The organism is Vibrio sp. JZG10, assembly GCF_054064075.1.
Genome location: NZ_JBSUGE010000007.1, coordinates 45,182 through 70,134, shown reverse-complemented (window position 1 = coordinate 70,134; position 24,953 = coordinate 45,182). Strand labels below are relative to the sequence as shown.

Annotated in this window: 21 protein-coding genes and 1 tRNA gene; 9 read left to right on the top strand and 13 right to left on the bottom strand. The window is 43.9% G+C overall.

Going from position 1 to position 24,953, the window contains the following annotated elements:
- Window positions 1-6: 6 nt before the first annotated feature.
- On the bottom strand, window positions 7-1,323 hold the full coding sequence (locus ACWYVB_RS10115) for an MFS transporter (RefSeq protein ID WP_395222172.1): 1,317 nt from the start codon (window positions 1,321-1,323) through the stop codon (window positions 7-9).
- Between the two features lie 173 nt (window positions 1,324-1,496).
- On the opposite strand from ACWYVB_RS10115, the gene ACWYVB_RS10110 reads away from it, so the two are divergent.
- Both ACWYVB_RS10110 and ACWYVB_RS10105 read left to right on the top strand, forming a co-directional pair.
- Window positions 1,497-2,045, top strand: coding sequence for an NAD(P)H nitroreductase (locus ACWYVB_RS10110; protein ID WP_395222171.1), 549 nt, complete (start codon window positions 1,497-1,499; stop codon window positions 2,043-2,045).
- A gap of 104 nt (window positions 2,046-2,149) precedes the next feature.
- On the top strand, window positions 2,150-4,117 hold the full coding sequence (locus ACWYVB_RS10105; protein WP_395222169.1) for a DNA topoisomerase III: 1,968 nt from the start codon (window positions 2,150-2,152) through the stop codon (window positions 4,115-4,117).
- 44 nt (window positions 4,118-4,161) lie between these two features.
- Here the strand turns inward: ACWYVB_RS10105 and ACWYVB_RS10100 are convergent, their stop codons facing one another.
- Window positions 4,162-4,368 (bottom strand): hypothetical protein, encoded by a 207-nt coding sequence (locus tag ACWYVB_RS10100; RefSeq protein ID WP_005380717.1) that lies wholly within the window; start codon window positions 4,366-4,368, stop codon window positions 4,162-4,164.
- Between the two features lie 183 nt (window positions 4,369-4,551).
- Window positions 4,552-5,241, bottom strand: coding sequence for an SDR family oxidoreductase (locus tag ACWYVB_RS10095; protein WP_395222168.1), 690 nt, complete (start codon window positions 5,239-5,241; stop codon window positions 4,552-4,554).
- Window positions 5,242-5,511: 270 nt separating this feature from the next.
- Between ACWYVB_RS10095 and ACWYVB_RS10090 the strand changes: the two genes are divergently transcribed.
- Window positions 5,512-6,435: a histone deacetylase family protein gene (locus ACWYVB_RS10090; RefSeq protein ID WP_395222167.1), complete on the top strand. Its 924-nt coding sequence runs from the start codon at window positions 5,512-5,514 to the stop codon at window positions 6,433-6,435.
- A 192-nt stretch (window positions 6,436-6,627) separates the two neighbouring features.
- On the opposite strand, the gene ACWYVB_RS10085 is transcribed toward ACWYVB_RS10090, so the two are convergent.
- The 3 genes from ACWYVB_RS10085 to ACWYVB_RS10075 form a co-directional block, all read right to left on the bottom strand.
- A tRNA-Ser gene (locus tag ACWYVB_RS10085) sits at window positions 6,628-6,718 on the bottom strand.
- A 154-nt stretch (window positions 6,719-6,872) separates the two neighbouring features.
- A complete protein-coding gene (locus tag ACWYVB_RS10080; RefSeq protein WP_046874519.1) occupies window positions 6,873-8,681 on the bottom strand; it encodes a DUF3413 domain-containing protein in 1,809 nt (602 codons plus the stop codon).
- Window positions 8,682-8,703: 22 nt separating this feature from the next.
- The gene (locus ACWYVB_RS10075) at window positions 8,704-8,931 is read right to left on the bottom strand and encodes a YejL family protein (RefSeq protein ID WP_005380722.1); all 228 of its coding nucleotides are present in this window, start codon (window positions 8,929-8,931) and stop codon (window positions 8,704-8,706) included.
- Between the two features lie 85 nt (window positions 8,932-9,016).
- Between ACWYVB_RS10075 and yejK the strand changes: the two genes are divergently transcribed.
- From yejK to ACWYVB_RS10060, 3 genes are all read left to right on the top strand, one after another.
- Window positions 9,017-10,015 (top strand): nucleoid-associated protein YejK, encoded by a 999-nt coding sequence (gene yejK, locus ACWYVB_RS10070; protein WP_005396521.1) that lies wholly within the window; start codon window positions 9,017-9,019, stop codon window positions 10,013-10,015.
- Between the two features lie 82 nt (window positions 10,016-10,097).
- Entirely contained in the window at window positions 10,098-11,414 is a 1,317-nt protein-coding gene (locus tag ACWYVB_RS10065) for an Hpt domain-containing protein (RefSeq protein ID WP_268845279.1), read from the top strand.
- Window positions 11,415-11,518: 104 nt separating this feature from the next.
- On the top strand, window positions 11,519-12,682 hold the full coding sequence (locus ACWYVB_RS10060; protein ID WP_395222166.1) for a chemotaxis protein: 1,164 nt from the start codon (window positions 11,519-11,521) through the stop codon (window positions 12,680-12,682).
- Window positions 12,683-12,768: 86 nt separating this feature from the next.
- Here ACWYVB_RS10060 and nhaC read toward each other — a convergent pair whose 3' ends face one another.
- On the bottom strand, window positions 12,769-14,202 hold the full coding sequence (gene nhaC, locus ACWYVB_RS10055) for a Na+/H+ antiporter NhaC (RefSeq protein WP_395222165.1): 1,434 nt from the start codon (window positions 14,200-14,202) through the stop codon (window positions 12,769-12,771).
- 430 nt (window positions 14,203-14,632) lie between these two features.
- On the opposite strand from nhaC, the gene asd reads away from it, so the two are divergent.
- Entirely contained in the window at window positions 14,633-15,748 is a 1,116-nt protein-coding gene (gene asd / locus ACWYVB_RS10050; RefSeq protein ID WP_005396526.1) for an aspartate-semialdehyde dehydrogenase, read from the top strand.
- Window positions 15,749-15,803: 55 nt separating this feature from the next.
- Here the strand turns inward: asd and ACWYVB_RS10045 are convergent, their stop codons facing one another.
- Both ACWYVB_RS10045 and ACWYVB_RS10040 read right to left on the bottom strand, forming a co-directional pair.
- Entirely contained in the window at window positions 15,804-16,667 is an 864-nt protein-coding gene (locus tag ACWYVB_RS10045; protein WP_005396527.1) for an ion transporter, read from the bottom strand.
- Window positions 16,668-16,702: 35 nt separating this feature from the next.
- Window positions 16,703-17,341 carry a YchE family NAAT transporter gene (locus ACWYVB_RS10040; protein ID WP_005396528.1) on the bottom strand — a complete coding sequence of 213 codons (639 nt, stop codon included), beginning with the start codon at window positions 17,339-17,341 and terminating at the stop codon, window positions 16,703-16,705.
- 650 nt (window positions 17,342-17,991) lie between these two features.
- Between ACWYVB_RS10040 and adhE the strand changes: the two genes are divergently transcribed.
- Window positions 17,992-20,694 (top strand): bifunctional acetaldehyde-CoA/alcohol dehydrogenase, encoded by a 2,703-nt coding sequence (gene adhE, locus ACWYVB_RS10035; RefSeq protein ID WP_012841564.1) that lies wholly within the window; start codon window positions 17,992-17,994, stop codon window positions 20,692-20,694.
- Window positions 20,695-20,836: 142 nt separating this feature from the next.
- On the opposite strand, the gene ACWYVB_RS10030 is transcribed toward adhE, so the two are convergent.
- From ACWYVB_RS10030 to sodB, 3 genes are all read right to left on the bottom strand, one after another.
- Window positions 20,837-21,580 (bottom strand): SDR family oxidoreductase, encoded by a 744-nt coding sequence (locus ACWYVB_RS10030; RefSeq protein WP_053808810.1) that lies wholly within the window; start codon window positions 21,578-21,580, stop codon window positions 20,837-20,839.
- A 132-nt stretch (window positions 21,581-21,712) separates the two neighbouring features.
- Complete coding sequence (locus ACWYVB_RS10025; protein WP_074191638.1) at window positions 21,713-22,216, bottom strand: VC2046/SO_2500 family protein; 504 nt, start codon at window positions 22,214-22,216, stop codon at window positions 21,713-21,715.
- A 155-nt stretch (window positions 22,217-22,371) separates the two neighbouring features.
- On the bottom strand, window positions 22,372-22,956 hold the full coding sequence (gene sodB / locus ACWYVB_RS10020) for a superoxide dismutase [Fe] (RefSeq protein WP_005396533.1): 585 nt from the start codon (window positions 22,954-22,956) through the stop codon (window positions 22,372-22,374).
- Window positions 22,957-23,240: 284 nt separating this feature from the next.
- Here sodB and ACWYVB_RS10015 point away from each other — a divergent pair, with 284 nt between their 5' ends.
- Window positions 23,241-23,576 carry a Grx4 family monothiol glutaredoxin gene (locus tag ACWYVB_RS10015; protein WP_017635833.1) on the top strand — a complete coding sequence of 112 codons (336 nt, stop codon included), beginning with the start codon at window positions 23,241-23,243 and terminating at the stop codon, window positions 23,574-23,576.
- 236 nt (window positions 23,577-23,812) lie between these two features.
- On the opposite strand, the gene ACWYVB_RS10010 is transcribed toward ACWYVB_RS10015, so the two are convergent.
- Window positions 23,813-24,835, bottom strand: coding sequence for a phage integrase (locus ACWYVB_RS10010; RefSeq protein WP_457528869.1), 1,023 nt, complete (start codon window positions 24,833-24,835; stop codon window positions 23,813-23,815).
- Window positions 24,836-24,953: the final 118 nt, after the last annotated feature.

The following is a 24,953-nucleotide window of genomic DNA, read 5'->3' as shown; positions in this document are numbered from 1 at the left end:
ATAGAACTAGTCACTGATATCTGGCAGTTGTTTGGCCATTACTACGCCAGCAAGAGTAATAAAAGAGAACACTAACACCACTGCTGAAAGGCTCAAAAAGTTCGACATAACACCAAGAGAACTCATTAGAAGCAGCATTATTCCAACCACCGTGTTACTCACGGCTACATAGCTTATCCGCTTGTCACCTTCTGCGATATCAACTAAGTAGGTTTTTCGTCCGACTCGTATTCCGTCGTGGGCAATACACACACAAAAGTAGAGCAGAGGAATCACGAATAGCAAGCTTTGGCTAGCGGTGACCCACGTATCGTAAACAAATAAAACAACGCCAAGTAGCGCGCTCATCGTTGCGCCGATAACCATAACACTGCGGCTAGAGCGATCGGACATTCTTCCCCAGAAAGGACCTGACACAAAGGAAGCCAAGCCACTCGCAAACATAAAGAGAGCTAGAACCCAGAGCTGTCCACCGAGAGATTGCTGTGCCAGCACAACGTAGTACGGTGCACTCAGCGCAGAACATAAAAATAGTGTCCGCGTGATAACGAATCGACGAAAGGTCACGTCTGTTTTAAGTAACGCGAGTTGTTTAAATGCCTCAAGGACGCCATTTCGACCACCGTCTACCTCACCGGCATACTCATTAATTCGTGCATAAACTAATGCCGCAATAAGCCATATGGCGCCCGCTAACCCTAAACTCAGACTGTAAAAGCGCTCTGTCGGCTCTACGTCCCATAACCAGGCTAGTGCCAGAAGGCTCGCGAAAAGCAGCGTAACCAGGCCAGCAGCGCTTGAAGACCAGCCGTTGACTTGACCTCGTTGGTTTTTAGGGATGGTTTTTCCCAACACATCTTTTGATGCGACGGAATTTAAACCGCGTGAGAGGCTGAAGATCACAAGACATGCAATTACACCATAACCCGCAGCTGCTCCTGTTAGAGTTAATGCGACCACTCCGATTGCAAATATGGAAAGAGCCTGCAAGATGCTGCCAATTACCCAGACCCATTTTCTTACTGGAATGCGTCGGATGTAGTGCGCGATACTAAGTTGTGGGATAAGGGAACCTGATTCACGAATAGGAACGAGCCAACCAATTAAGTAAACCGGTGCCCCGAGGCTTTGTAGTATCCACGGCAACGTGACTTTGGGATTGATTAACGCATCGCCGACCTTCGTTAAAAACTGAGCAAGAATGATTTTAAGAAAGTTGCCGGGAACTTGATGACAAGCTGATTCAGGAATCGCCTTACAGGCACGGGCATCTTCGTCATTAACGATCTTTTCGTAAATGCTGTTTTGTTTATCCTTGTTCATCAACCTGCCTATGTTCAACTTATTCATTTCGCGAATAAATTAACATTAAATCCAGCTTGATGTTAAGTGAAGCACGTTATCAAGCCCACAGAAAACCGGTTGTTATTCGCAGGAGCAGATTGTGCTAAAGTAGCGTAAACAAAATAACAACGATATTCGATAAGGACTCTTTCATGGACGCTCTCGATCTTTTGCTCAATCGCCGATCTATCGCGAAGTTATCTGCGCCTGCACCAGAAGGTAAAGCTCTTGAGAACATCATTCGTGCAGGCCTTCGTGCGCCTGACCATGCGGGATTAACCCCTTGGCGTTTCGTTATCGCACAGGGCGATGGTTTGAAAAAACTGTCAGATATCTTGGTAAAAGCGGCAGAAGCTGAAAAGAGTGATGAAGCGGTGGTCGAAAAGGTAAAGAATGCACCATTTCGCGCACCAATGGTGATCACGGTGATTGCTAAAGTAACGGAACATGAGAAAGTGCCAGCACTAGAGCAACACTTATCTGCGGGATGCGCTGTACAAGCGATGCAAATGGCAGCCGTAGCACAAGGCTTTCAAGGTTTTTGGCGCTCAGGTAAGTGGATGTTCCATCCAGAAGTTCATCAAGCGTTTGGTTTAGAAGGCGACGATGAGATTGTTGGTTTCTTGTACCTAGGTACGCCTGGTTGTACACCGATGAAAGTTCCTGAGCGTGACCTCTCTCAGTTTGTTGAATTTCTATAACTGAAAACTTAAACAAACTTGACTGTTTATTTATACAGTTTTTCTTGATTTATTAGGGCTACATTCGTTAATGTGGCCCTAATTATATTTATTTCCAAAACGTTATGTCTCGTCTGTTTATTGCTGAAAAACCAAGCTTAGGCCGTGCGATTGCCGCTGCTCTGCCAAACCCTCAAAAGAAAGATCAAGGATTCATCCGCTGTGGGAACGGGGATATCGTTACTTGGTGTATCGGCCATTTGCTCGAACAAGTCGAACCTGACGCTTACGATGAGCGTTATAAAAAGTGGAATATGGCAGATTTACCAATTGTTCCGCAGCAATGGCAGCTCAGACCGAGGAAAAGCGCAAGTAAGCAATTAACAGTGATTCGTAAATTGCTCAAAGAAGCTAACGAAGTCATTCATGCAGGAGACCCAGACCGAGAGGGTCAGCTGTTAGTTGATGAAGTTCTCGACTATTGCAAGTTATCTAAAACCAAGAAGGAATCCACACAGCGTTTGCTGATTTCCGACTTGAACTTACCTGCGGTTAAACGCGCACTCAGTTCTATGCGCAGTAATCGCGAGTTTATCCCACTTTCAGTTTCTGCATTGGCCCGCTCTCGGGCTGATTGGCTGTATGGTATGAACATGTCTCGTGCTTATACCTTACTTGGTCAAAAAGCAGGGTATCAAGGTGTTCTCTCGGTAGGGCGAGTGCAAACGCCAGTTCTTGGCTTAGTGGTGCGTCGTGATGAGGAAATCGAAAACTTTGTCCCGAAGGACTATTTTACCCTACATGCTCTGATTCCGTATCAAGATGCCAATGGCACTTTTGATATTCGTGCTCGTTGGAAGCCAAGTGAGGCATGCAAGCCTTGGCAGGATGAAGAAGGGCGAGTGTTAAACCGTAAGTTAGTGGAAAACGTTGCAAACCGCATTGCAAATCAACCCGCGAAAGTGACGGAGTCGGAACAGAAGCAAACCAAGCAATCCGCACCACTACCTTATTCATTATCTGCTTTACAGATCGATGCAGCAAAGCGCTATGGCATGAGTGCGCAACAAGTGTTAGATACTTGTCAGGCATTGTATGAAAAGCACAAGCTGATCACTTATCCACGTTCAGATTGTCGCTATTTACCGATGGAACACTACTCACAAGCAGGGACGGTGACAACAGCTATTGCGAATAACGCAAAAGAGCTGCAAGGTGCCGTTCAGGGAGCAGACTTAACATTAAAGTCCAAAGCTTGGAATGATAAAAAAGTGGATGCGCACCATGCGATTATCCCTACACCAAAACAAGCTAATGTGAATGCGCTTTCGGGCAATGAGATGAAAGTGTATCAATTGATTGCGCGCCAGTATCTGATGCAGTTTTATCCGGCGGCAGTTTACGCAGAAGCGAAATTGGTTTTTGATATCGCTGGTGGTACGTTTATCGCGAAAGGTCGTCAGTTAGTTGCGCCGGGTTGGAAAGCGCTAATGGGCAAAACCGACAAGGAAGATGAAGGTATTGATGCCGTACCACCGTTACCAGAAGGCACCGTGTTAACTTGTCGTGAAGGGGAAATAAAAGACCGAAAAACCGAGCCACCAAAGCACTTTACCGAAGCATCGCTGTTGCAAGCGATGACCGGGATCGCCCGTTACGTTGCGGATAAAGAACTGAAAAAAATCCTTCGTGATACTGATGGGCTAGGTACGGAAGCGACTCGCGCTGGTATTTTGGACACGTTGTTCAAACGCCAACTGCTCACGCGTCAAGGTAAATCAATTCTCAGCTCTCCTGCGGGAAGAGGTCTCATTCATGCCTTGCCACAGGATTCAACGTACCCAGATATGACGGCTCATTGGGAGCACCAGTTACAAGGTATGGCAGAGAGAAATCAGGCATATCAGCCGTTTATGCAAGCACTAGAGCAACGCATTGATGGCTTGATGGCACAAGTAAAAGCAGGGCCGATCCCTGATTCATTGCGTCATCTACCCAAGGTGGAACGTCCTGCGTTTAAACGTAAAAAGCGTAGTTATTCAAAGAGTGGTAGTGCGACTAAATCCCGTGCAACCAAAGGTAAGCGGGCATAGGACAAGCGCGGCGTAATTAAACACCGCGCATGCTTGAAAATAGATTACTCGAACAGGTCGCCGTGGTTTTGGATCGCGCCTCTTACTTCACCTTGAGTTAACACGCGTTTGTCCAGTACCTCTTTCACCTGGTTGCCCAAGTCAACTAATGTATCTCGATTCGCTTGAGTTTGGCGTTTACCAGCACTTCTCAAGCAGTAGTTTAGCTCGTGCTCTTCGCTAAAATTAACCAAATCCCTATCTGCTGCCATCGTGCCTTCTCCTTAATTGTTCTACTTTTTCATAAGTCTGGATTGGATATAGATAAATTCAAGTTAGATTGCGCGAATTATGCTGGTAGATCGCCGATGAACATTATGTTTGCCAACCAAGTCACGATTATGAAGCCTAGCTTAGGTGTTATTTGGTTTATTGATGGTTGTTTCTTAACGCCGCTACCAAGGTAGCTCAGTACCATCGTAGTTAATAAATCGACCTGAAAGTTGCGGTGTACTCAGCTCTATCACGTTCGCTAGGCCCTGCGCGGAGGCTTGCGTATCTATCAATGCATTTGGCCCGCCCATTGCCGTTTTTACCCAACCAGGATGAAGCGCTAAAACGGTAAATCCTTCAGGTGTTAAATCATTGCTCAAGCTTTTAACAACCGAGTTTAGCGCCGCTTTCGATGAACGATAAATATAACCGCCACCGGACGTATTTTCGGTCATGCTCCCCACTTTTGATGAGATACAAGCAATCTTTTTCATCTTGCCTTGTTGTAAGCGAGGGTAACAGTGCTCAACCAGTTTTAACGGTGCAATGGTGTTTACTTCGAAGACTTTACGCCATTCTTCTACGTCAGTGTTTCCAAAGCCATATCCCTTGGGGCCGTAATATCCTGCATTATTGATGAGTAAGTCGATGGCAGGGAGTTTATCGGCAAGCTTAGCGACTTGTTCGTAGTGAGTGACATCCAGTTCGTGCAAAACCAGATTGCTGAATTGTGAGGCTAGAGTTTGTAGTTCTGAACTGTTCTCCAAGGAACGACTGGTAGCATGTACTTGGTGGCCTTGCTTCAGGTACAGCTCAGTTAAGCTAAGGCCAATGCCGCGATTTGCTCCGGTAATAAAGACGGTTTGACTCATACAAACACCTATATTTTTTGATTTCAGTTGAAAGTCATTGTGTTAGCTAAGCGCAATAAAATCAACCAGCGACCACGCACCAACAACGAGAGATGAAAATAGGGACAGAGCACAAAGAGAGCCAAACAGTGCGCCGAGAATAGCAAAGAAAGTAGAATTCATATGTATATTAAATTTAATTGATATTGAAAATCATTATCAATTAAATTGCGTTTTATTCAACCCTTGAAGTTGATACTATTTCGCTACGATTGTTATTAAGAATTTCTCATGCTGCCATTTATCTACCACCCGATTTATTCTCAACTTGAGTTGCCAGAGGGGCATCGTTACCCAATTATGAAGTACCAGTACCTCTATGAATCGCTATTGGTACACATGGAGAAAGATAACTGGAAAGAACACGTGCAGTTTTTCCAGCCAGAAGCATTAACTGTTGAGGAAGTAAAACGTGTTCATGATCAGGAATACGTCGACTTGCTAGTGAATGGAAACATGCCAGCTGCGAAAATGCGCAGAATAGGTTTTCCTTGGAGTGAGTCTCTCATTACCAGAACGCTAACTTCAGCAGCGGGCACGGCTTTGACCGCAAATAAAGCACTTGAGTATGGTGTTGCCATTCATTTGAGTGGCGGGTATCACCACGCACACAAAGAGTTTGGCAGTGGTTTTTGTTTATTTAATGACTTAGTGATCGCGGCTAGGCAAGCGCTCGAAGTCGAGCATGTCGATAAAGTATTGATCATTGATAGTGATGTTCACCATGGGGATGGAACAGCAACTTTGTGTCACGATGAGCCAGATATCATCACGCTTTCTTTCCACTGTGACAAAAACTTCCCGGCTAGAAAGCCTCAGTCTGACCTAGATGTGCCTTTGGTGCGAGGAACAGGTGATGAGGATTTTTTAATGGCGTTTAAGGAAGTAGTCGATATGGCGCTTAATCTTCATCGTCCTGACTTGGTTATCTACGATGCTGGTGTTGATATACATCAAGACGATGAGTTGGGATATTTTGATGTTTCGACGCAAGGGATTTTAGAACGTGATAGATTTTTAATGCAAACAATGAAATCGCGAGGTCTCCCTGTCGCAGCTGTCGTCGGAGGTGGATATCGAACGAATCATGCAGACCTTGTCCCAATTCATTTACAGCTCATTAATGCCGCTAGAGAAATCTTTGTTGGTAAGTAAATACAACTAGACGTGAGTATCAACCTGATTAAAAACGGGACACTGAAACGAAAAGGTCGTTAATTTCTAAGCGTGCTCTTTCTGAATGTTGCGGAGTGCTTAGTTGTGTTCAAAGAAGGGATTTGTACTAATCTTTTCAATTCTGGATATACGAAAAAGCCCGCTAATTTCTTAGCGGGCTTTTTCTAAATGTGGCGGAGAGATAGGGATTTGAACCCTAGATACGCTATTAACGTATGCCGGTTTTCAAGACCGGTGCTTTCAACCACTCAGCCATCTCTCCGTTGTTGAGGCGCATAATATAAGGCTTTGAAAATGTTGTAAACCCCTAGTTGAACTGATTGGATGTTTACTGCGCAAATTTGTGGTTTGTGTTGTTTAAATAAACAAAAACTCCCCAAAAAGGGGAGTTTGAATAGTATATGGGTTGCTAGGTATTAATCATTTTTAGAATAAAAACGCTGTAACTCAGTTAAACCTTGCATCAAAACTGGCAACTTCGGTGCATCATCTCGAAGTCGTTTGTAATTTTTGTCATACAACTTGTAGTTGCCAAACTTATCGATCACTGTGGTTTGTGAGCTAGTAATTAAGGCAAGCTCACGAGTGTCGCCCGCTAGGATCCAACGGCGACGACTTTCGTCAAATAGGTTACGACCACTACTGTAATCATATGGGTTGGAAGATACGCCGAGCATATCCTGCAACAACGTGACCGAAAGGTCCAAGTGGCTTGTGCTGTGATTAAATTCACCAGCCAACATTCCTGGCCATTGGATTACCATAGGAACTTGTAACTGATAACGGCTGTAGTTGCTGTTTGCGCCCCAGCTGTTCGTATTGGTTTCGTTAAACTCACTACCGTGATTAGAAGTGATAATCACGATGGTGTTTGTCAATAGTCCATTTTTTTCAAGCTCATCAATAATGCTAGCGACGGTTTTATCCGCTGATTTCACCGCATATTCATAAGCTTTTTTGAAGCGATCACTTGCGGACATTTCTTCGTCATTATTGGAAGGGATCGATTCAAAATTATCAACGGTGGTGACTTCGATGTAACTAAACCATGGTTGACTCGCTTTCTCTGTTAACCATGTATTCCAGTTCGCGATAGATTGCTTATCGGTATGAGCTTGTGTGCCATCGAGGTCTTCCGCTAGTTTTAAGTCGCGGAAAATAATCTCTGAGTAGAGATCATCTTCAAACCCGCTGCCACTGAATAGGCCGAAGTTGTAACCCTGATCTTTCAGTACATCGAGTAACACTGGCGAAGCACCTTGCGCCTTGATGCTTGAGGCGTAACTGGTTGGTAAGCCGTAGAACAAACCAAAAGCCCCGTAAGTATCATTACTTGAACTATAATGATTACGGAAGTTCTGATTGTTTTCGGCAAACTCATAGAGGTTAGGCATCTCTTCTGGATTCAGCGCGTCTGCACGCAGGTTGTTTACGCTGATCATCAACACGTTGAGCTTATTGACTCGACGGTTAAACTCTAGCTTTTCCAGAGGGTAATTGACTAACTCTACGTTGCCTTCATTTTCCGCTAAGCGTTTTAGGTATTCCTCACGGTCAAGTAGACCATGTTTTTCCATAAAACTCTTCGCCGTCATCGGATAAGACAATGGGAAGTTTGAACGCTGACTGGTAATTGGATTGTAGAAGTATGCATCTGCCCAAATATAAACCAAATGGCTGGTCATAAAGCTGAGGAAAAATACAGCTGCTAGAGGACGTCCTACGTGCTTATGAGATAGTTTGCGCTGTTTTCGCCATACCCATTCGGATAGAGCGAGCTGAATAAGGAAGATCAGCGGCATTACAACAAACAGATGTTGTAGATCAGTGCTGAGTGCACTTTTATCTTCGCTGAATAGTAACTCCCAAACGACAGGAGTTAAGTGCAAATTGATCGACTGATACGCTTGGGTATCAATCAATAATATGGTTTGCCCAACGGTCGCGAAAATCACTGCCACCAAACGGAACAATTTCCGCGATGGCAGGATAAACGTTAACGGGAATAGAACGAGCAAGTAAAGCGCGAAAACTAGAAAGCCAAAGTGACCAACCCAAGAAACCGCCAGATAAAACTGACCAAGTAACGTCTCGGGCCAAGGAGACTGAACAATGTAGCGTGTGCCTATCAACATCGATGCAACGATATTGAAGAATGCAAACCAGTGACCCCAACCAACCAGTCGAGATACACGTTCGCCGTATGAGTTTCCGCTGTCTACCATGTATGTGTTCTATTGTCCGTTATTAGTGTGTTTTTGGTGTTTCTAAAGAAGACATCAGCGCCTGAGCAAATTTTTCAGCAATCGCTTTGCGTTGTGAAGCAGCAACACGTTGATTTAAGACATTGGTTGCGATATTTCCGGCAATCATTAGCGTCAACTCAGGAGAAGCAGCGTGTTTTTCAAGAACTGTTGCTACTTCAGCAAGAATTTTCTCTACTTGCTCGTCAGTATATTTAGATGTAATCGGCATAAAGACTCTAATAATGATAGTAAAAGCGGCTTATGATAACCTACAATGCCCATCAACTAAAACCTTGTAGCAAGATAAAATCACTATGAGCCTTCATCTTTCAAACGTTATTCTGCATCAACTGTGCAAAAACGATCAGGACGAGCTAGTTGTAAACTTTCGTCCAGCATCATTAGAGAACGATGCATCTACTGAAAACTTAGTCGCTGAACTTCACCGAGTATTCCATTCTAAAGCTGGTAAGGGTTTTGGCTCTTTCCAGTCAGACAGCGAATTTCAATTTTGGCTTCAAGAAATGCGCAAAGGAGAGCGAGATTTTTACGACTTCTCACAAATTAGTGCAAATCGCTTGAAAGAAGAGTTGATTAAGTACCCATTTGCGGATGAAGGTATTTTGGTTTTCGCTGAGTATCAGAGTTTAGCAACGGACTACTTGTTCATCGGTATCTTACCAATGAACCAAAGTTTAAAAGTGACCGAAGGTTTGGACATCAGTGCGACGGATTACCTAGATATCACCAAAATGGATATTGCGGCACGCATTGACTTGTCGAGCTACGACACTGACAAGGAATCTAATCGTTACTTGCAATACATCAAGGGACGCGTTGGCCGTAAAGTGGCGGATTTCTTCCTAGATTTCCTGCAAGCGGACATCGGCTTAGATACGAAACAACAAAACTTAGTGTTGATGCAGGCAGTGGATGATTTTTGTGCTGACTCGAAGCTAGAAAAGCAAGAAGTGAACGAGTACAAGAAACAAGTTTACGATTACTGCAATGAGCAAATTAAATCCGGTGATGAGGTTCAAATCTCAGAGCTTTCTGGAGAGCTTCCTCCAAGCCAAGATGGCACAAGCTTTATGGATTTCACCAAAGAGCAAGGGTACGAGCTTGAAGAATCTTTCCCTGGTGACCGTGCGACGGTTCGCAAACTGACTAAATTTGTTGGTGCTGGCGGTGGTTTGAATATTAGCTTTGATAGCCTATTGCTTGGTGAGCGTATTTTTTATGACCCAGAGACGGATACCTTAACGATTAAAGGTACGCCTCCAAATCTAAAAGATCAGCTGAGTCGCAACTAAAACCGTATCGTCAAATTAAGAGAGCCAATGGCTCTCTTTTTTTATGTGAATAAGAAACATCCATAGTATATGCTTGTAATTAATGGAGATATGCGAGGGGCGAGTGTTGCTGAAGCTAAAAGAAGGAATTAGGCGGTTTGTTTGGTTCTGGTTCGTTTTATGGTGTGTTTTAGCGCTAGGGATTTGGTTGCAAGCCAAACAAACGATTCAAACCATTTCAACGGTGAATGAGCTAGGAAGCAAAGTTGAAGAAGTCAGACATTTTTTTAACTTTGATCTGCCTTATCGTGTTAAGCACGTCGACCAAGTTTCACTAAAACTTCAGTTAGCCTATGCAGTTCGCTTACAGCTTGAAAGTGAGTTTTCTGAAGGAAAAATCACACCAGATATTACTCAATTGCTTTATGCGACCGATCGATTTTTAGAAAGTGCTCGAGCCTTTGTAGGGAGTGACAGTGAGCTTGTATCATTGGCTGAACAGTTGCGAAGAAGCCGCGCCCGAGATGAAAACTCTGAGCAAATTCAATCAATGTACTATCGCTTAGGCGCACTTGTTTTGGAGTCTATTTTTAGTGACTCAGCAACGAATAGCGATACTTATCGTGATTTAGACCGACTCTTTATCGAGTCGGACACGCTTTCTCCTCAAGAGCGAAGTGCTTTTCAGCGTCAACTAGCCCAGACTTCAAGCGCGCTATCTGCCAAGGCGCAAGGCAGCTATCTAGTTAATCAACTGCTTAATCCTGATTTCCCGAACCAGTTAACTTCGATAAATGACCAGTTGGAACAAAAGTTGATGACCTTTGTTACTTGGTTGTCAGTAATCAGTGGTTTATTTCTTTCTCTTATTTCATGGGGGCTTTTCTCCCAAAGAACCGTTCAGCCGCTAATACCATCAAGAGCAGAGGATAAAGAGTCTGAGCAAGTTGGTGGGTCTTACGTTGTTTTTTCTGCTCAGTCCGAAATCTCTCAAAGCAGCCAAGTTAACGAACAGAGCCCTAATGAGCCGAACATATCGCAAGTGGAAGTCGTGGAACGTGAGCCGTATATAGATATCAATAAGATGCTGGACTCGCTATCGGGAGATGAAAGCGCGGTGCGAATGTTACTTGAAGTCTTTATTCAGGATCACTCTGGCGATGGTTCAAAAATGCATCGGCTATTAGAAGAGGATAAAGAGCAAGCGCAAAGAGCGGCTCATAGTCTTAAAGGGGTCTCGGGAAGTTTAGGGGCAATGCCATTGCACTGCATTTCGGGTGATATTGAACTGTTGATTAAACAAGGGCAAAAAGTGCCGGAAGAGAAACTGACACGTTTAGATGATGTCCTAAAGCAAACCATACTTTTCGCTAACCACGTTCTCAATAGTGAAAAGATACAAGAAGCGCTAACAGATTGATATTGCTCTGACTTACAATCATCAGAGTTGGGGTATTAAAGGCCCGAACTATATGACTTAGTTCGCTTTATTCCTGTTCCATACAATTTGTTAAAGGTACTTTCATGTCCGTTCGTCGATTGTCTTCAATGATGTTGATAGGGTTGGTTGTGATGCTTTCAGGGTGCTCCCTGTTAGAAGTGAAAATCGAGAGTCAAACCGTCCCTCTTACCAAACAAGAGCTTAATATGCGTCTCCTGACTCGTGAGTATGCGCAACAGTTTTTTGCTCAGGTAGAGCAAGCTGCTGATGCATTGCACGATCAATATGAGCCGCATGATAAAGTCTATCAATCTTATATTTTGCTTTGGAAGATAAATGCTGAAGAAGGTCTTCAAGCCGCAGCATACCAAGTCTCGCCAATGGCAGCACTGATTGATACTTGGACTTTTACGCTACAGATGGATCAATTCTTTACGACTGGCCCTGGTAATGAACTATTTGCGACAGATGAGGCAAAGTTAGTTTCTGCTCACTTAGCGAAAGAGGTGGATAAACTGGCTCAATCTCTGTTGAAACAAGAAGCGTACATCAAGACACAAGCGTTTGTTGCAGAGTTCGTTAAGCAACATCCATTCGCGGACTTAAGTATGATCAGGACGCCAGCTTACCGTGGGTGGTTAGATGCGAATCAAATTAGCGAGGAAGAGGCAGTGACTACGCTAGGTACAATGCCAGAAGCATTAGGTGATGTCTCGGATCGTCTAAGCCTTGTATCAGAACAGACCCCAAAAATTATGACTTGGAAGGCGCAGTTATTAGCATTAAATAGCTCTGCCAGCATCGAAAAAGTTAATGCTGCGCTAAATAGCTTACAAGTTACGGCAGATTCGATGAAGGACTTTATTGATAACAATCCAGAGTACATGCGCTATTTGGCAGAGCAAATGGCGGTAGAGTTACAACCTTTGGTTGACGATATTGACCAAAAAACGCAAGCGCGTTTATCTCAATTGGGTGAGGAGCGCCAAGCTTTAGAGTTGATGGTAGCCAGAGAGCGCCAAGAGATCGCTCTGATCATCACTCATGAACGTGAGAAGTTTGCTCAGGATATGGATAGAGTGTCTCAAGAGGTTGTGAATCTCGCCATGACCAAGTTGATAGAATTAGTGAAGAGCACAATTGTCTACTTCATTCTGTTCATTGCTGCGATATTCTTCGCTCCGCTTGGTTTAGGTTATGTGCTTGGCAAGCGAGCGGCGGTGAAAACAAAAGTTAAACAAAGCTAACGTGTAGTTTAGATACAAAAAAGAGCGCTAATGCGCTCTTTTTTTGTCTTTCATTCGGAAGTGAGGTTCTTCCTAACTCTGCGAAGTTAAGCCGTTTGCTGCTTTAATTCGCCTTCAGCTTGTTCAACTGCTTCTGCTGTTGGTTCGCATTTATCAACAAACCAACCCATGTAAGACGTGAAGATAGTCACAATAATACATACAAAGCTTAGCCACATGAATGGGGCGTAAGACAGCGTAGCAACACCCAAAATACTTGCCATGTAGATACCGTTGTCACTCCAAGGAACCATGCCTGATGTTAGCGTGCCGCCAAATTCTGCGTTACGAGATAAGTTCTTACGTTTGTAGCCTAGACGGTCGTAATTCTTCGCACAGATTTTTGGTGTCAGGATAAGTGAAACGTACATTGCCGAACCAAACACGTTACCCATAAAGGCCGTACCAATTGTGCTTGTTGCCAGTGAACCTGCACTTTGAACGCGTTTTTCAAACAGTTTCGCGATAGTTTCAAGTACGCCCACTTTGTCTAGCAGGCCACCAAAACCAAGGCCGAACACGATAACCGCTACCGAACCAAGCATTGAAGACATGCCGCCACGGTTAAGAATCGAGTCGATGAAATCTACGCCTGAAGAAATCGCAAACGGAGCCCAAGCGGTGTTGAACGCGGTTAGGAAGTCCACATCTTGAATCATTACTGCCCAAATAATACCGAGCAGAGAACCAAAACTGATCACTGGGAATGAAGGCATACGCATTGCTAGAAGTGACAATACGATGATCACAGGAACAAATGAGTAAGGCGTGATGTAGAATTGCTGCTCCATCGCTTTAATTACAGAGTCTACCTGGCTCATGTCAACTTGACCTGCGTAGTGGAAACCAAATGCAGTAAACATAATGCCTGTAATAATGTAGCTAATGAGTGCGATCGGCAGCATGCCTTTAATATGTTCCATTACTTCAACGTTAGACATAGATGAAGCAAGGATGACGGAGTCCGATAGAGGCGACATTTTGTCACCAAAGTAACAACCTGAAAGCACCGCGCCAGCAGTAATTGGTGCAGGAACGCCAAGGCCTTGGCCAATACCCATCATCGCAATACCAGCAGTACCAGCAGCGCCCCAAGAGGTGCCAGTCGCTAGCGCAGTCAATGAACAGATGATCATGGTTGCGAGCAAAAAGATAGAAGGGTGAATTGCTTTAAGGCCGTAGTAAATAATGGTTGGAACAATACCACCAGAGATCCACGTACCAACAAGCGCGCCAACGGCAAGAAGAATTAAGACGGCTCCTAGTCCATTGGAAATGCCATTTAGTGCAGCTTTTTCCAGATCTTTGTACTGATGACCAAGCTTAATGCCTAATATCATGATAATGAACCAACCGATGTACAGCGCTAGCTGGATCGGTAGGTCTAGCTTGGCAGTGAACGAAAATGCCAGCAGTAGAAATAAACCGAGCGAGATAAATACCTGTATCAAGCTTGGTAGGCGTGGTGTAACTTGCTTCATATGTGCCTCTGTCAATCTTGGAGCAATAGAGGAAGGCGCTCCTTGTTGTAATCGCGCATAACATACATTAACAAAAATTATATTTCGAATATTTGGTGTTTTATCTTGATGTTCGTCGGCTAAAACGTTTGCTTGTGAAATTAACTGTTAGTTTGTTTTAACTTTTTTGGTTTTAAATGTTGTGTAATGTGAAATTATTGTGCTTCATGTGTTATTTTATTACTGAGTGGTAAGACCAATTTGGAGTGACAGGGCTTTCCCTACTTGAAAAATGGCCGAAATCGCAAATCAAACACTAAAAAATCTCGTTTAACACGAATTTTTATAGGGAAAGGTTAAAAAATAGGCTTATTTACAAAATAGGGGTTGAGATTTTGACGCGAAAAATTAACTATGGGGTAGGTTTTTTAATACATGGAGAGTTAATACGATGAGAGTTGGTTTAGTTGGTTGGCGCGGTATGGTTGGTTCAGTCCTTATGCAGCGTATGGTTGAAGAGAAAGACTTCGACCTAATCGAACCAGTATTCTACAGTACTTCTCAAGTTGGTATTCCTGCTCCTAACTTAGGAAAAGACGCAGGCTTACTGCAAGACGCGTATGATATTGAAAGCTTAAAACAGCTTGATGCGGTAATTACATGTCAAGGTGGTAGCTACACAGAAAAAGTTTACCCAGCACTTCGACAAGCCGGTTGGAAAGGCTACTGGATTGACGCAGCATCTACGTTACGTATGGCGGAAGATTCCATCATCACGCTTGATCCTGTGAACTTAAAGCAAATCCAACAAGGCATCCACGGTGGCACGAACACATTTGTTGGTGGTAACTGTACGGTTAGTTTAATGCTAATGGGTCTAGGTGGCTTATTCGAAAAAGGCCTTGTTGAGTGGACAAGCGCAATGACATACCAAGCCGCTTCTGGTGCTGGCGCGCAAAACATGCGTGAACTGATCTCGCAAATGGGCGTTATCAATGACTCTGTAAGTTCCGAACTTGCAAACCCATCAAGCTCTATCCTAGATATTGATAAAAAAGTTGCAGACACAATGCGCAGCGGTTCTTTCCCTACCGATAAATTCGGTGTACCACTAGCTGGCTCGCTTATTCCGTGGATCGATGTGAAACGTGATAACGGTCAGAGTAAAGAAGAGTGGAAAGCGGGCGCAGAGGCAAACAAAATTTTGGGCTCACAAAGCTCGCCTGTACCAATTGATGGTACTTGTGTCCGTATTGGTGCGATGCGCTGTCACTCTCAAGCACTCACTATCAAGCTTAAGCAAAATGTCCCAATGGACGAAATCGAAGAAATCATCGCCACTCATAACGACTGGGTTAAAGTGATTCCTAACGATCGTGACATTACTGCGCAAGAACTTACACCTGCAAAAGTAACAGGCACTATGTCAGTACCAGTAGGTCGTCTACGTAAGATGGCAATGGGTGATGACTTCCTAAATGCTTTCACTGTTGGTGACCAACTACTATGGGGCGCAGCAGAACCATTGCGTCGTACGTTACGCATTATTCTTTCTGAGAAAGCATAATCACATCAATCTTTGTTTGATGACAAAATAAAAGAGCTCCCTAGGGAGCTCTTTTTTATGCTTCGTCTTCTCCACGAACAACGCGTTTGTCAGGATCGGCCAGTTCACTACCACAGTGTTTACAGTAAGTCGCATCAGAGTCGTGCCCGGCGTGAGAACAGTTAGGACACTTCACTAATACTTTGTGCGATTGCATTTCTTGGTGAAGCTCTGCTGTGAAAATACCAGTAGGGACCGCCAAAATTGAATAACCCAACAACATGGTGAGTGAGGCAAGTCCTTTTCCGAGATCTGTTTGAGGTACCAAGTCACCATATCCAACCGTTGTGATGGTCACAATAGCCCAATAAATACTTTTCGGAATGCTAGTAAATCCGTTTTCAGGCCCCTCAATGACAAAAATCAGTGACCCAAAGATCGTGACCATAATGGCGACAGAGCTAAAGAAGATAAAAATCTTTCTGCGCGCCATCAGTAGAGAGCGTAAGAGGATGTTGGACTCTTGAAGATAGCGGACCAACTTGAGTATGCGGAATATTCGCATGACTCGTAGTGCTCTTATTACGCCCATAAAGGAGGCAGAAGGGAAAAACAGTGCTAAGTAAGTAGGTAAAATCGCGAGTAAATCAACGACGCCATAAAAGCTTTTCGCATAGGCGGCTGGTTTTGGAGAGCAATAAAGCCGGAGAAAATACTCAATAGTGAATAAACCGGTAAAAGTGTACTCCAAGTATTTCAGCTCTTTTGCCCACTCGGCGCGTACGGATGGTATTGAGTCTAATACCAGCACGATTAGAGAACTGATAATCGCGATAATGAGTGCAATATCGAAGGTTCGACCAGCTTTGGTATGAGTACCAAAAATGGTGACATAAAGAGTATGTTTGAGAGAGTCAGTCGTCATGACAAAGCGATCCATTGTTGAATCGCTCTATCATACAATTTTATAGAAACTCAGGCTAATCCTGGAAATAAGTTGCGTAAACCATTGGCGATAAACTCAATACCCAATGCGCCTAATATCAAACCCATGATACGGGTAATGACGTTGATACCAGTTTGGCCCAAAAATCGCACGATCAGTGGGGCAGAGCGGAACAACAGCCACGAGCATAGACAGAACAAGCCAATTGTAATGCTGATGCCTACCGTATCAAACATGCTTGGGTAGCGTGCACCGTAAACAATAGTCGAACTGATTGCGCCTGGTCCTGCCATTAGCGGCATCGCAAGAGGAACAACACCGATCTGCTCGCGACTCACGTATTCTGATTTTTCCTGTTTGTTTTGTTTATCTTCCCCCAGTTTACCGCTCATCATCGAGAACGCGATGCTAAGCAGCAGTAGCCCACCTGCAACACGAAACGAATCCAGAGAAATGCTGAACATATCTAATAGTAACTGGCCAGCAAAGAGCGAAATGATCAGGATGATCGCAACAGCCACGTTCGCTGTGGTTGCCGTATTGCGCTTTTCGTCTGGTGTCATATGTCCGGTTAGTGACACAAACACAGGCATGATACCAACAGGGTTTACTGCGGCGACCAAACCAAGAAAAAACTGCAAGAAGATAGCAAGTTCAAAAGTTTGCATGTTGCGTACTCATTAAAGTTCACATTAGTGAAAAGGCGAAGGGGTAATTTGGGCGTAATGTAAGGCAAAAGTTGGGTTGGAAGAAATGAAAAAAACTAACGCATTTCCTACTGTTTTAGTGAGAAAAACTAATTCTTTAATAAACTGTATCTAATCTGGAAAAGAATTGTTGCGTATAAAGTTGCTGTCAAAGCGTGCTGTTTTACATAAACGTTAACATTCGCACACTTTTGATAAAAACTAAGGTGGTTTGTAGAGAGATGTATTCGGTTCGATATACTCTCAGTAGCACAAGGAATTGGGCCTACATGTAATTTTGTTGGCTAAAAATGAAACTTTTTTACAGGTTGTTGTAGTTTCTTTTATTTATTTGTCTATTTGCTTCTTTTTTGTTCAATAAAAAGTGAAGATTAATTTATTTGTTTATCAATGAGTTATGTCGTTTTAGTGTGGTGGGGCACCACTTTGGTGGTATTTAGGTCGTGAGAACTGATCCAAGTCAATTTTTTTCACACTCTGAAATATTATACTCAGTCCTGAAAGCAATTTACTAAGACGTTTATTTTCTAAGTGACTGATAAACAGTAAAAACGATAAGTAATAGCCTTAGTAAAAAGTTTTTAATATTTGTTAATTTTAGGAGATTCCCTATGCCTGTAACTAATATGGCTGAACTAGATGCAATGATTGCTCGCGTTAAGAAAGCGCAAGAAGAGTTCGCTACTTACTCTCAAGAGCAAGTAGACAAAATCTTCCGTGCAGCATCGCTTGCAGCTAACCAAGCCCGTATCCCGCTAGCTCAACAAGCGGTTGAAGAATCTGGTATGGGTATTGTTGAAGATAAAGTAATCAAGAACCACTTCGCTTCTGAGTTTATCTACAACAAATACAAAGACGAACAAACGTGTGGCATCCTAGAAGAGGATGACAACCTAGGTACTATGACTATCGCTGAACCTGTAGGTATCATCTGCGGTATCGTACCAACGACTAACCCTACATCTACAGCGATCTTCAAATCTCTAATCTCTCTGAAGACTCGTAACGGTATCATCTTCTCACCACACCCACGTGCGAAAAACTCGACTAACGACGCAGCGAAACTGGTTCTAGACGCAGCAGTAGCAGCGGGTGCACCAAAAGACATCATCGGTTGGATCGACCAACCTTCTGTTGAGCTTTCTAACGCTCTTATGAAACACGATGACATTGCTCTTATCCTTGCAACTGGTGGCCCAGGCATGGTTAAAGCAGCTTACTCTTCTGGTAAACCAGCAATCGGTGTAGGTGCAGGTAACGTTCCTGTTGTTATCGACGAAACTGCTGACATCAAACGTGCAGTAGCTTCTATCCTGATGTCTAAGACTTTCGACAACGGCGTAGTATGTGCTTCTGAGCAGGCTGCAATCGTCGTTGATGAAGTTTACGATGAAGTGAAAGAGCGTTTTGCTTCTCACAAAGCTTACGTACTAAGCAAAGCAGAAGCTGAAAAAGTTCGTAAAGTTCTTCTTATCGATGGCGCGCTAAACGCGAAAATCGTAGGTCAGCCAGCAGCGGCAATCGCTGAAATGGCAGGCGTTAAAGTTCCAGCAGACACGAAAGTCCTTGTTGGTGAAGGTCTAGGTAAAGTGTCTCACGATGACGCATTCGCTCACGAGAAACTATCTCCAACTCTAGGTCTATTCCGTGCTGACAACTTCGAAGACGCGGTTGCTCAAGCGGTAACTATGGTTGAGATTGGTGGTATCGGCCACACATCTGGTCTTTACACTAACCAAGATACTAACGCTGACCGTATCCGTTACTTCGGTGACAAGATGAAGACAGCTCGTATCCTAATCAACATCCCGACTACTCACGGTGGTATCGGTGACTTGTACAACTTCAACGTTGCGCCTTCTCTAACTCTAGGTTGTGGTTCATGGGGTGGTAACTCTATCTCTGAGAACGTAGGTCCTAAACACCTAATCAACAAGAAAACTGTAGCGAAGCGAGCTGAAAACATGTTGTGGCATAAACTACCTAAGTCAATCTACTTCCGTCGTGGTAGCCTTCCAATTGCTCTAGGCGACCTAGAAGGTAAGAAACGCGCATTCTTAGTAACTGACCGTTTCCTATTCAACAACGGTTACGCAGATGACGTAGTAAGCCTACTGAAAGCTCAAGGCATGGAAGTTCAAACATTCTTCGATGTTGAAGCTGACCCAACGCTTTCTGTAGTAGAGAAAGGTGCGGCTCAAATGGCTAGCTACCAACCAGACGTTATCTTAGCGCTAGGTGGTGGTTCACCAATGGATGCTGCGAAGATCATGTGGGTAATGTACGAGCACCCAGAAACTCACTTCGAAGAACTAGCAATGCGCTTTATGGACATCCGTAAACGTATTTACAAGTTCCCTAAAATGGGTCAAAAAGCTGAGCTTGTATGTATCACTACAACTTCAGGTACTGGTTCAGAAGTTACGCCATTTGCGGTTGTTACTGACGACAAGACTGGCGCTAAATACCCACTAGCTGACTACGAAATCACGCCAAACATGGCTATCGTTGATGCGAACCTAGTGATGAACATGCCTAAGTCTCTAACAGCATTTGGTGGTTACGATGCAGTAACTCACGCTCTAGAAGCTTACGTATCTGTTCTTGCGAATGAATACTCTGACGGTCAGGCTCTACAAGCACTTAAGATGCTAAAAGAATACCTACCTTCAAGCTACGCGAACGGCGCTAACGACCCAATCGCTCGTGAGAAAGTACACAACGCAGCAACTATCGCTGGTGTGGCATTTGCTAACGCATTCCTAGGTGTTTGTCACTCAATGGCGCACAAACTAGGTGCTGAGTTCCACATTCCACATGGCCTAGCAAACGCACTACTTATCTCTAACGTTGTACGTTACAACGCGAACGATAACCCAACTAAACAAACAGCGTTCTCTCAATACGACCGCCCACAAGCACGTCGTCGTTACGCTGAAGTTGCTGACCACTTAGGTCTAAGCCAAGCTGGTGACCGTACTGCTCAGAAAATTGAACGTCTACTAGCATGGTTGGATGAGCTAAAAGTGAACCTAGACATCCCAATGTCTATCCAAGCGGCAGGCGTAGCTGAAGCAGACTTTATCGCGAAACTTGATGAGCTAGCAGTTGAAGCGTTCGATGACCAATGTACTGGTGCGAACCCTCGCTACCCACTAATTAGCGAACTTAAAGATGTGTTAATGGCTTCTTACTACGGTAAAGCATTCGTTGAAGGTGAAACTTTCGAAGGTACAACAGTTATCAAGAAGAAAGCAGACCAAGAAGCAGCGAAAGCGGCGCCTAAAGCAAAGAAAGAAAAAGCTGACGCGTAATCAAGAGTCGTGTGAGTAAGGTTTTCGCTAGCACGAAACCTTAACCGGGAAAAAGTAAAAGCCCCAGTCATTTGACTGGGGCTTTTTTTGTTGAAAGAGTTGAGTAATAGCGATCCCTTGACGCAACAAACGTGTTGCCCATTCATACTTCAGTAGCAACCACTCTGCCACTAAAATACTCATTTGATACGATATATGCGGTATTGCGAACCAGTTCATCTTGGATCTCTGCCCAGTGCCTTTCGTTAAGTTCTTCTCTTGTATGGTTTACCGAAGGAATGACGCCACCCACCCGAATATTAAATGGAGTGAGCTCCTTTGCCCAACTGTGAGTAAAACCTGACACCAAAGCAGCCATGCTTTCGACTCCCGTTAAATCTTCATGGCTGTCATGGGAAATGACGTTAACAATTACCCCTTTCTTATTTCTAGCGCGAAATCGTTCGGCTCCCACCTGGCCATAGGTGTAGAGGAAACGTGCTGCAGAAGACAAGTGATCAATGTAAGTACTCATAGGTTCGGGAGCCATCAAGCCTGGCATGGGAGAGCTCGTCCAGCAATTGACTATCACGTCTGGTGTCGCACGCAGCTGCGATTCTATCTGATCAAACAGTAAGTTAATGGACGTTGTGTTATCACTGCACACATTCATCGCATAGACTTTATCTGTGAAGGCACTAATCTGCTCATAGCTCGATTTTAGAGCGCTAGAGTTTTGGTCACAAAGAATCAACGTCGCTCCAAGGTGAGCAAAGTGACTAGCACAAGTCCTTCCTATAACAGAACCTGCAGACGTGACGAGAATAATTGATTCTTTAATATCCATAACACCTTCACTGTATCCCTGTGTGAAAAAAAATACACCAGTGGTTTGTGCTATTAGCATGGTTGAAATTAGAAAGGCTCAGTGTGAAAGACTTCAAACTAACGCTTTTGGATGAGGACTATTGTGCGGTAATTTGTAAGGCGTCACATTTCTGACTGTGGATACTGCAAGCTGTTGGTTGAACAATGATCTCTATACTTGCAGTTGAATTTGATACTGACGTTGAGCCGTCACTAGTTGATTGTATAGCCCTGCATCTGGGATGAGGTTTTTGTTGCGCTCGCCCAATTTGCGTCGCTCATGACCGGATAGGTTGTGATAAACGTCTTCAGGAAGGTTAAACGTATCTTCCGGCAAGTAGGTCAGGGCGTCTGGTTTCAAGTAGTGACTCAGTTTCGCTGAGGATAGACCTGCACCGTGGAATTGTTTTGCTTGCTGTGCTGCTAGCTCATAGCTGCTGCTATCAGAACGAAGAGCTTGAGGCGTTGACAATTCAAGTTGTTGACGGAGTATATCTTCGCTAGTGGCTACTTCTTTGATTTCCTCCACAGGTACAACGTCGCGTACATCGTTAGAAAACATCGACAAAATCAGTGCAAAATCGGCACGACGTCCTTCGTGGACAGCATGGTTGATACCATTGCCGAACTGAAGCTCGTTAATAATTGCCGCTTTGTCTAAAGTATGAATTTGCATGATGTTCCTCGCTCGATGCCATTTTAACGGCGTGTCTGAGAAGAACTTTAGGAAAAAGAAGAGATTAAATTGGAGTTTTTAAGCGAAAAATAAAAAGCTCGCTGGTTTAGCGAGCTTTTAAAATAAGACTAAATTGAACTTAGGGGGAAGTAAAATTACTTCGCTAGGTTCTCAGCTACGAAGTCCCAGTTTACAAGTGCCCAGAAGCCGTTCATGTAATCAGGACGTACGTTGCGGTAATCGATGTAGTATGCGTGTTCCCATAGGTCAACAGTTAGAAGTGGTGTTGTACCTTCTTCTGTTAGAGGAGTAGCAGCGTTAGAAGTGTTAACGATCTCTAGAGAGCCGTCAGCTTTCTTAACAAGCCAAGTCCATGAAGAACCGAAGTTGTTGATTGCTGAATCAGTAAACTTCGCTTTGAATTCTTCGAAAGAACCGAACGCTGCGTTGATTGCGTCAGCAACTGCGCCAGTTGGCTCGCCGCCTGCGTTTGGAGCAAGACAGTGCCAGTAGAACGTGTGGTTCCAGATTTGCGCTGCGTTGTTGAATACGCCACCAGTAGAAGTCTTGATGATCTCTTCTAGAGTTTTGCCTTCGAACTCAGTGCCAGGGATAAGACCATTTAGCTTAACAACGTAAGTGTTGTGGTGCTTACCGTGGTGGTAGTCTAGAGTCTCTGCTGAGATGTGTGGTTCTAGTGCGTCTTTCGCGTAAGGAAGAGCTGGTAGTTCAAATGCCATTACTCGATTCTCCATTGATTTGAAAGGATGACCTTTCGATTGCTTCCAGTGTTTTTTATAGCTATGTAGCCTTTAAGGCTGACTTGCTAAGTATTTTAGCAAGTTTTTACTTTATTAAAACCCCGATATGAAAATATTTTAAGGGGTTAGCGGCTGTGAAGTGCGGAATTGTTCGCCATCAAGCAACCTGAATTTAAGCCTTATTAATTATATGGTTTTTATTCTGTCGTTATTGAGTAGAATGTGGCAAATAAACAAAGTTCAAACCCATGAATGAGGAAGCGATGGAAACTATCGACAAAATCAAACAGCAGATCTCTGAAAACTCAATCCTGCTGTACATGAAAGGATCACCGAAACTGCCAAGCTGTGGTTTCTCTTCTCAAGCGTCACAGGCTCTAATGGCATGTGGTGAGAAGTTCGCTTACGTAGACATTCTGCAAAACCCAGATATCCGTGCTGAGCTACCAAAGTACGCACAATGGCCAACATTCCCTCAACTATGGGTTGAAGGCGAGCTTATCGGCGGTTGCGACATCATTCTAGAAATGTTCCAAAAAGGTGAACTTCAGCCTCTAATCAAAGAAGCTGCAGCGCGCGCTGAAGATCAAGCTGAGTAATTCGTAAATACTCACATTTAGCGATAGAATACGAAGGAGCCGTACTGGCTCCTTTTTCTTTTTAGGTTAGTGGAATGAACATAAAGCTTTATTATGTCTCACAATCCTTAGAAACCCCTCCAACCCTTGCTATTCCTTGTTATATAAAGACTTATGCAATCGCTTCAATCTGGTGATGACGTATAAATAACGACAAAAACTGACCTCTGCCGCCACTTTGTCGCCATCTATTTCGGCTAAATACTGAGAGCCGTAAGCGGATTAAACCTCACCGCATCGCTCAAATGGTTTGGTGAAAAGTGGGCGTAAATCATCGTGTGGTCGATATGCTGATGGCCTAGGATTTCCTTCAGTACAAGAATGTTGCCGCCATTCGTCATGAAGTGACTTGCGAAGGTATGACGTAAAACGTGAGTCGCTTGTCCTTCTGGTAAATGGGGGAGGGCTTTAGTTAACCACTTGTATGCTACGCCGTAACCGCAAGTAAAAAGGCGGTCATTGGTTGGCTTATAAATTTGGGTATACAACTCTTCAGAAATCGGTACCGTTCTGTTCCGTTTGCCTTTGGTGTTGTTGTAGGTAATGCGGTATTTCGTCAGGTTAGTGCCTTTCAGATAAATCGCCTCTCTGATTCGCGCTCCTGTCGCTAGGCATATTTTATATATCTTCGTTAGTTCATCACCAACTGGGCTTTGTTGAGCCATTTCAAACAAGTAGCGAATTTCCTGTTCGGTCAGGAACGCAAGTTCGGACTCAGGCTTTTTGATTGCCTCAATACCGCTAACCGGATTTGGTAGCTTCCACTCACCAAGCTTTATTAACTTGTTGAACATCGCTTTTAGCAATCCAAAGTCCACATTGTTGGATGCAATAGAAAGATCTTTGTGCTCTTGGCCACGCCCCTTGTTCATGCGGGTTGCTCGGTAAGTCGCGAGATGTTTCGAATTTAGTTGAGCAGCGAGCGGGTCGCTTAAGTCTTCAACCATATTCTCTAAGCGTAGACGAGTATGCTCGCCAGATTTTAAGTTCTTTCCGTGGAGCATGTACCAAAGTTCCACCAAGGTAGATAATCGACGGTGATCGGGTTTACTCCCTAACCATGGTTTGTCATCTACCTCTTTCATTAGATGCAACTCAAAAGCGGTAGCTTCGCCTTTGGTTGTGAAGCGCTTACGGACACGTTTACCAGCTCGACCTTGTGGGTAGCATTCACAAAGCCAAGGTTTTTTGCTGCTGTCTTTGAGGTTTCGAATTGTCATAATGAGATAAATTTAACTGTTTTTATATACAGTATTTCTATGTGGTATTTTTTGCAATGTTTAAGTTGAAAATGAACGAACAAGAATGAGTATGCTCTATATCGCAAAGAGAAGACTA